The 2916-nt window shown below is 56.7% G+C and carries 3 protein-coding genes and 2 pseudogenes (2 of these 5 cut by a window edge); 2 read left to right on the top strand and 3 right to left on the bottom strand.

What is annotated here, in order from left to right:
* A pseudogene (locus tag A2X88_05840) lies at nt 1-288 on the top strand (hypothetical protein); it begins 204 nt to the left of the window's first position.
* 686 nt (nt 289-974) lie between these two features.
* Here A2X88_05840 and A2X88_05845 read toward each other — a convergent pair.
* Nucleotides 975-1409 carry a hypothetical protein gene (locus A2X88_05845; GenBank protein ID OGP33222.1) on the bottom strand — a complete coding sequence of 145 codons (435 nt, stop codon included), beginning with the start codon at nt 1407-1409 and terminating at the stop codon, nt 975-977.
* Between the two features lie 843 nt (nt 1410-2252).
* On the opposite strand from A2X88_05845, the gene A2X88_05850 reads away from it, so the two are divergent.
* A complete protein-coding gene (locus tag A2X88_05850; GenBank protein OGP33223.1) occupies nt 2253-2501 on the top strand; it encodes a hypothetical protein in 249 nt (82 codons plus the stop codon).
* Here the strand turns inward: A2X88_05850 and A2X88_05855 are convergent.
* Nucleotides 2487-2807: a hypothetical protein gene (locus A2X88_05855; GenBank protein OGP33224.1), complete on the bottom strand. Its 321-nt coding sequence runs from the start codon at nt 2805-2807 to the stop codon at nt 2487-2489. The two genes, A2X88_05850 and A2X88_05855, sit on opposite strands and share 15 nt — an antisense overlap.
* Nucleotides 2808-2890: 83 nt before the next feature.
* Nucleotides 2891-2916, bottom strand: a pseudogene (locus A2X88_05860) (hypothetical protein) (it continues 1246 nt past the right edge of the window).

Consider the following 2916-nt stretch of genomic DNA (forward strand, 5'->3'; position numbering starts at 1 on the left):
AGTATCAAGGAAGCCAGGGACCGGGTTCCCAAAGCATATCTCAAATACCATGTCACATCCATGGTTTGCCAGGCATCCGGCGGACCGGAGAAATATACCGGCCGAGGGATGAAGGAATCGCACCAGCATCTCAACATCACGGAGAAAGAGTGGCAGGCAATGCTGGTCGATTTCAAGAAGGTCCTAGACAAGTTCAAGGTCCCCGGGCAGGAACAGAATGAACTCATCGCGATCGTGGAGAGCACGAAAAAGGACATTGTTCTTGTTTCAGCAGAGAGGAAGCAATAACCGTAGCGGAACAAATGTCCCGGCGGACAGCGCGAGAGCGCTCTTAGCCCCCTTCGACAATCAGGGGTTGCGGGCGCAACCCGTAACCCCTCCTGCGCACTATCAAAATCACGCTCTTCACGGTCTAGGAGCCTCTCCTCGACGAAAAGGTAAAGCCCCCTTTTCCGAGACCCTCCGAGCCACAAATGAGCCACTCGGGCCAATTTCACAAGAAAAGGGAACTTGGCGCGAGGCCGAAATCCCCTGGTGGTAGCTCGCCCTCCTTCGCCAAGGCTTCGGAGGGCATCCTTCGCGGATGGCTTGCCATCCGTAGCTGCGAAGTCTCGGTTTTACGGTAGCGACGAGCAGCGAAGGATGGTGCCGAAGGGGGGACTCGACCGCATGAGGCTCGGCGATCGCGCCATCGCCCGTTGCGGCACGGCTTCGGGCTGACGCGCTCACCAAGGTCGCGCTTTTCCTCCCTTCCCGGTCGGTGCCCGAAGCCGGTTCGAGTCCCCGGGGAGCACCAGTCGAAATGGAAAAGGCGCCCAGGTTCTCTGAGCGCCTGCGAATTTCGACTGGTGCCGAAGGGGGGACTCGAACCCCCACGGGTTTCCCCACCACCCCCTCATTGGTGCGCAATGTTACCAAAACGACAATGATCTACATGAACTGGCCAAGCCCCACTTCCAAGAGAAGGGTCTACGTCAACTCGGCTCTAACGGAGGCACCTTCTCCTTTTTCATGTCCTCTCCGCAACTGCACTTTCCAGGAATCTGGCTGAACATCTTGCATCGGCCGGAGGCACAGGAGTACTTGGCAATGATATCGAACTCCCGCTCTTTCTCCCATCCGTCCGCCTTGAACCGGGCAGTCCCTCCCTCGATCGTAGCTGGTATGCGCCAGACTCTGATACTGTCGACCTTGACCGCCGTCGCCTCCACCATGTCCGTTCCGCAGGGGCACTTGCCCGCCACGGTGGAGACTGCGTTGCAGGGGCATTTCCCCCCGCAGTTGCACACGAAATATTTCCGACCGGCCTTCACTTCGAGTTTTTCCGCGTCGGCGGCGATGACGGAGCCGACGAAGGCGAACACAAGGATCGCTACCAGGCTCAGGACCGCGAGCTTGACCGGTTTCATAGCTTTACCTCCTCGGTCGGGATTCCGTTGCCCTTGCCCCTTTTCTCATCTCGATTCCATCCTTTTTCCCCTTCTCTTTGGCGAGAAAGAAAGATTCCCCTGAAGAATCTTCAAGCGGGTGATACCAAGGAGCGACTGGAAAATGATTTGTGTTCAACGGGCCGCAACGACGAACAGGACACTCGTTGAGTCTTTCCTCCTCCTTTCTTTGGCGCAGGTAACCAGCCCGAATGATGGCGGTTCGGTCGCGAGGCCTGATGGGGACAGATTGGTTGCCTGATCCCTATCGATACCTTGTCAGAGAAAAGTTGTGTTCCCTGGAAGACCTTCATGGATCTGCTCATCACCTCCTTTCCGTCAGAAACAGACGTCGGGGGTTATCGCGCCCGGTACGAGTGATAGCCCTTCCACGTTTCGACGGGAGAAGAAGATCGAGAGCGGCATCGCGCCTCCCCAACTAACGGGATGGTGCTGCGATCGTCTCGAGGGAGAAAATATCGACGGTGATGGTTAAATCTAACCTTTCATTCGGAGGTTGTCAAATGCGGGCCGGAGTCGCCACCATATGACAAGGATTTTTCCCTGCGAGCCAAAAATGAGCCAGTCGGCCCGAAATTACAAAAAAAGGGAACCCGGCGTCGGCCCGGATTCCCTTTAGTTATTGGGATGGTGCCGAAGGGGGGACTCGAACCCCCACGGGTTTCCCCACCACCCCCTCAAGCCGCGCCGTTCCTATAACAGCCTAGAATCCCTTTGTTTATCCGATAGTTTTGAGCGTGCCAAAATTGCACTTTCCGTAGATTTAGGGAGATTTCCGTAGGCTTCCGTAGAAAATGGACCAAAATGAGCCACTCGCATTTGCGCAGCACGTTCGGATCCCAGATCGACACGGCGGGGGCCGATCCCTTCGCAATCATGAAGACGATGGGGCACGCCGACATCAAGACGACGATGATCTATGTGTCACTGGGGAAGAGCCATATACGGGACCAGGTGGAGAAGTTGAACGGAATACACATTCCCCTGGCTCCTTCCGGAAAACCCCGGTTATCGAAGACCGAACCCCGACTTTCCGGCTTACGCCTTGTCTAGGACCTCCCGCACCTTTCTCGCCAACGCAGCCGGACCGAACGGTTTCGCCAGGAACGGCACTCCAGCGATCAGGACAAAGGATTCGTGCACGGAGTTGATCGTGTACCCGCTCATGAAGATCACCTTCAGTCCCGGATTCACCTTGTGCATGACTTCATACGCCTCTTTCCCCCCCTTGAGAGGCATGACGACGTCCAGCACGGCCAGGGAAATCTTCTCCTTATCCCGAAGGAAAATCTCTATCGCATCCTCCCCGTTGCGGGCCGCCAGCACGGTATATCCGAGATCCTTCAACGTCCGCTCCACAAGCATCCGGACCGATTCGTCGTCTTCGGCAAGCAGGATCGTTTCAGTTCCGCCGCGGATCTCCGACAGCTTTCCCGGCTCGATTACATCGGGAGCCCCCTCTGCCGGC

The sequence above is a fragment of the Deltaproteobacteria bacterium GWC2_65_14 genome, assembly GCA_001797615.1.
Lineage (GTDB): Bacteria > Desulfobacterota > Deferrimicrobia > Deferrimicrobiales > Deferrimicrobiaceae > GWC2-65-14.

Coding starts and splice junctions, on each gene's coding strand:
- A2X88_05850 (OGP33223.1), top strand. CDS start 2,253: ATGAGCCACTCGCATTTGCGCAGCACGTTCGGATCCCAGATCGACACG.
- A2X88_05845 (OGP33222.1), bottom strand. CDS start 1,409: ATGAAACCGGTCAAGCTCGCGGTCCTGAGCCTGGTAGCGATCCTTGTG.